We start from the raw sequence: 4,295 nt of genomic DNA on the forward strand, positions 1-4,295 counted from the left end.
GTCATGAACTTCCTGGTCAACGGGCCGGAGAACGTCTGGGGCCGCGGCGTTGTGGTGGTCGGTCTACTGATTGTCATCACATGGGGGTATGTCTGGTTTCAGCGCACACGTGGTGGGCTCTACCTGTTCTCGGAGGGCTTCGTCGACGCCGCCGGCAGGCGCGTGATCAGCGTGGCGTGGTCGGACATCCGATCGATCGAGGGCCAGAAGACGCAGTTCGCCATTGGCTCGCTTCCGGCGGGCAGCGCCTTCGTCTACGAGGTCGCGTTCATAGGGCGGGTGAGCGGCCGCAAAGTTGTGTGGAGGTTCAACACCACGTACCGCAACGTAGGTGAGCTCACCGGACTGATCTCCCGGCGTTCCGGTGTCCCGGTGACCGGCCTCCATGACCCCCACCAGCTATGAAGTGGCCTCTGGCAACCCATACGTGGCGATGGCAGATCGGCCAGGTTCGAACCCCCGAACAGGCTCATACACCTCGCCAACTGCGACGTGTCCAGTGACAGCACCCCTGCCTCGCCCCTCGCCGATGACAAGCAGCGTGCAAGCCCGGTGACGACTGCCCTGCTGCGCCTGACACAGAGACGCAGACCGGCTCCCCTCACCGGTGACTTCCCGCCGCGGCGGTTTCCACCCCGGCGGCGACGCGTAGCCAGCCGGGTAGTCACCAGCGGCCGTGGGACCCTTCCGCACCGAGCTGGACCTCACGGCGGCAGCTCGCGCGGGAATACCGCCGGATCATGACCGTGCTTGCCTCCCGGGTGCCTTTGCGTGCTCCCGTTCCAGCCGGAGGATAGAGCCTTGCTGGAGGAGGTGACGGGGCCTCGCAGTGCGGCCTTGGAGGCAGCAGAGTGCTTGAGGTTCCGAGGAAATCGGTTGGGCTGACCGGCTTGTTCCAATCATGATCTACTCATGGATGCCTATCTGGAGACCGAGCGCCTGGTCCTGCGGTGCTTCACTGCCGACGACGCTGACCTGCTGATCGAGCTGGACAGTGACCCGGCGGTGATGCGCTACCTGAGCGGCGGCCGGCCGACCGCGCCGCAGGTGGTCCGAGAGCAATACCTGCCGCGCATCCTCGCAGGCTACGAGAGGTGGGACGGCGAACTGGGGCTCTTCGCCGCGTTCGAAAAGGATGGCGGTGCGTTCATCGGCTGGTTCCACTCCCGTCCACGACCAGAGGGCCCGCTGGACGAAGTCGAACTCGGCTATCGACTGCGACAGGCGGCATGGGGCAAGGGCTATGCGACCGAGGGCTCACGAGCCCTGCTGGCGAAGGCATTCACTGAGCTCGGTGTGCGCATGGTCTGGGCCGAGACGATGGCTGTGAACCACGGTTCGCGCAACATCGTCGAGAAGCTCAAGATGACGCTCACAGACATCATCCCCATCCCCTCCGGCATGGAGATGATCGAGGGCTCCGAGCACGGAGGCGTACGGTACGAGATCACCAAGGAGCAGTGGAAACAGTGAGCCCTTCCCAAGCTGGCCGCTCTGACCGCAAATTGGGCACGTCTCCTCGCACGACGTCGCGCAACGGGCGGTGTCGGTCTTCCTGGCTGTTCGTCAGCGACGAACGGCAGATGCGTGCGTTCTGATGCCCTTACGCTGGTGGAGCTATCGCACGTGAACGAAGGACGCAAATGGCCCGCCCCTACGCCCCCGGACCAAAACAGTTCGTCTTCTCTGCCGGTGACGGCAACGACGAACAGGTCTGCGTGGGCGACCCTCAGGAAGCCTACGTAGCGTTCTCTGCGTTCTTCCGTGACCGGGATGCCGACACCTACAGCATCAACGACGAACCCGCGGGGCAGAAGTTGCTTCTCATGCCCGGGCAACGTCTGATCGCGCGGATCACAGACGCGGACCAACCCCGGTCGGAATACCTGCGGGTCGACAGGGCCAACCGCTACCTGCCCAGCGCGATGCTGTTCTTCGAGAACGGATTTGCCGGCCTCGACCGCTTCGGACAGTGGTTCACCGACCCGGCCGACCTGGACGCGTCACCGGAGACTCGCGGAGCCGCCCGCGCCGCCACCATCACGACCGAAGCAGCGGCGATCGAAGAAGTCGGGCGGATCTGGGCGGATTCAGGCATCGTGGATCCCAGCGACCAGTACTACGTCTTCTTCGACTCGCATGCGGTCGACGATGACCGAGCCGAACGAGCCGTACTGCTCAAGCTGATCGAGTTCCTCGGTATCGAACGAGTCGACGCCCCGGCCGGGGCCGCCGCGGGCGAAGTCTGGGTGCGCACCGACACCCGCCTCGACGCCCAATGCGCACGGTGGTCGTGAGCCCATGCAGGACATCGTCTTCACGCGGCAGAGCGGCTGGATCCCAAGCGTGGTCCGCGAGGACGGCCAGCTGAAGCTGATGCTCGCTGCCGGGGCCGACGCCAACCATGAGCCTCGCACGTTCACCTTCCCGATCAGCGAAGCCCATCTTGCGGTGATCCAAGAGGACCTGGCCAGACACCTGCTGCTGTGGAGCGCGGCCCTTCCGCTGTGCGAGGCCGCCGGAACCCGGGGGCACCTCGACGAGAACGTCGCCATCGCGCTCCTGAACCCGATCCTCGTCGCCGCGCCCGCGGACGTCGACGCGCTCTTCCGGCGCATCCCGTGGGACAGGAGCCGGCTCATCGCCCACGGGGCCGACATCAATCTGCTGCAACGCGGGCAGGTGTGCGCGGCCATGCGCGCGGCGAGCGAGACGTCGAACGAGAAACGAGCTCAGGAGTACCACGCGGACCGCCGTCGCGCCGAGCGCGGAACCGTACTCGGTCCGCTCGACGCCGCGATCCTGCGCTACACGGGCCAGTACCTGCACGGCGCGACGGTTCCGCGGCGGCTGCCCGATGCCGTCGCCCCCGCCCTGCTGCCCGAGGTCATGCAGGTGATCACTACTGCCGAGCAGGCGTGCCCCGGGATGCGGATCGCCCGCGATCCGCGACGGGGAAAACGCGCCACGGACCGGCGCGACTGGCAGCGGATGGAGGCGGCGGTCGCAGCGGCGGTGCGCCGCGCACACCCCGGGCTCGTCGATGACGCGGTGCGTACCGTCAGCTTCCTGATGTGCTCGGAGGCTGCCGCCCGCTCCCGGAACACCCCCATAGACGATGACCAGGAGCCTGCCGGCCGCCGAGGCGACTTCGGCGGGCATGCCAGCAAGACGGCCCTGTCGTTCACCGACGACAAGGGCGTCGAGAAGAAGTGGCTGCAGGACGCTCCCCGCAGTGCCGCCGCGGAATTCTGGGAGTTCGTCGGCGATCGCTCTGCCGCGGACAACGAAGTGTTCACCATCGAGGACCAGGAGCTGGGCGAAGGCATCCAGCTCCACTTCTACGCCGACTCCATCGCGCGGATCACGACGCTGCGCGAAGGCGACGGCACGTCGGATCCGCAATACCGGGTCGAGTACAGCCTGGTCGACGGGATCGCCGGCTACCGGCACCTGGTGAGCGCCTTCGTCCGCGGCGGCTGCGCCGCACTCGAACAGCACGGTCCCTGGACGTCGGACGTCGCCGAGTTCGAGCGCGCGCGCCGGCGCCGCGACACGCGCTCGTCCTAGCCGGAGCCGCGCAGTGAGCGTTGTCACCGAACTCATGCTGGTGCGCGGGATGAAGGACGCGGACTGTCCCCGGACAGCGTGGGTGTGGGCCGTGGCTTCACCCTAGCCCCGGAGACGCCGACGGCCGCTCCCGGATCAACAGCGGGCTGATCACCGGAGCGGCCGTCTGCCAGGGGGAGGCTGATCACTCAGCGCCGGCGTCTGCGGCTGGGCGCGGACCACCCAGAGCCCACGCCGCCCAAGTGCAGGGCGAGGAGGGCGAGTCCGATGAGCATGAGACTGGTAGGGCTGAAGATTGCCTCGGTCGACGTCTCGGTCGCTTGGATGAGGAAAGCAATGACGAAAAGCACGGCTGCCGCTAGTGCGAGCATCTGTCTACTCCTGCCGGTAAACGGCTGACCACAGGTAGCCCGGTGGCAGCACGACTGACTGCCCGCGTTCCCCACTGTGTCGCGATCAGGCCTGTGCAACCCCTGGGGGATGCCCCGGGCGTGGCCGCCCGTGCCGTGCCCGTCCCGGGCGTGTTCGAGGCCGTCGCCGGCTGCGGCTGGTTGGGGCCCAAGAGCCATCGCCGGGGGTCTTTGGTCACCACCAGTGGGGTCTTTCGCCGTGCGTTCCGCAGGAGCCGGTGGCGAAGACTGGGCTTTGCACCCAACCTACGCCTCCGTAGGTTGCGGAGCGCGAGAAGCGAGGTGGGGCATGCCGAAGTCCGCGACGAGTGAGGA

The 4,295-nt window shown here is 67.1% G+C and carries 5 protein-coding genes; 4 read left to right on the forward strand and 1 reads right to left on the reverse strand.

What is annotated here, in order from left to right; genetic code table 11:
• From ACQKIP_RS41015 to ACQKIP_RS41030, 4 genes are all read left to right on the forward strand, one after another.
• The coding region (locus ACQKIP_RS41015) for a hypothetical protein (protein ID WP_427745346.1) at window positions 1–405 on the forward strand (405 nt) is incomplete at its 5' end.
• 507 nt (window positions 406–912) lie between these two features.
• On the forward strand, window positions 913–1,473 hold the full coding sequence (locus ACQKIP_RS41020) for a GNAT family N-acetyltransferase (protein WP_365862011.1): 561 nt from the start codon (window positions 913–915) through the stop codon (window positions 1,471–1,473).
• A gap of 170 nt (window positions 1,474–1,643) precedes the next feature.
• Window positions 1,644–2,297, forward strand: coding sequence for a DUF6357 family protein (locus ACQKIP_RS41025; RefSeq protein ID WP_365862009.1), 654 nt, complete (start codon window positions 1,644–1,646; stop codon window positions 2,295–2,297).
• 4 nt (window positions 2,298–2,301) lie between these two features.
• On the forward strand, window positions 2,302–3,570 hold the full coding sequence (locus ACQKIP_RS41030; RefSeq protein ID WP_365862007.1) for a DUF6357 family protein: 1,269 nt from the start codon (window positions 2,302–2,304) through the stop codon (window positions 3,568–3,570).
• Between the two features lie 188 nt (window positions 3,571–3,758).
• Here the strand turns inward: ACQKIP_RS41030 and ACQKIP_RS41035 are convergent, their stop codons facing one another.
• Window positions 3,759–3,941 carry a hypothetical protein gene (locus tag ACQKIP_RS41035; RefSeq protein WP_365862005.1) on the reverse strand — a complete coding sequence of 61 codons (183 nt, stop codon included), beginning with the start codon at window positions 3,939–3,941 and terminating at the stop codon, window positions 3,759–3,761.
• Window positions 3,942–4,295 lie beyond the last annotated feature (354 nt).

Source organism: Streptomyces sp. NPDC059900 (genome assembly GCF_050270335.1).
GTDB lineage: Bacteria > Actinomycetota > Actinomycetes > Streptomycetales > Streptomycetaceae > Streptomyces.

Excerpts from the sequence above, each read along its gene's own strand:
- ACQKIP_RS41020 (WP_365862011.1), top strand. The coding sequence starts at position 913 with ATGGATGCCTATCTGGAGACCGAGCGCCTGGTCCTGCGGTGCTTCACT.
- ACQKIP_RS41025 (WP_365862009.1), top strand. The coding sequence starts at position 1,644 with ATGGCCCGCCCCTACGCCCCCGGACCAAAACAGTTCGTCTTCTCTGCC.
- ACQKIP_RS41030 (WP_365862007.1), top strand. The coding sequence starts at position 2,302 with ATGCAGGACATCGTCTTCACGCGGCAGAGCGGCTGGATCCCAAGCGTG.
- ACQKIP_RS41035 (WP_365862005.1), bottom strand. The coding sequence starts at position 3,941 with ATGCTCGCACTAGCGGCAGCCGTGCTTTTCGTCATTGCTTTCCTCATC.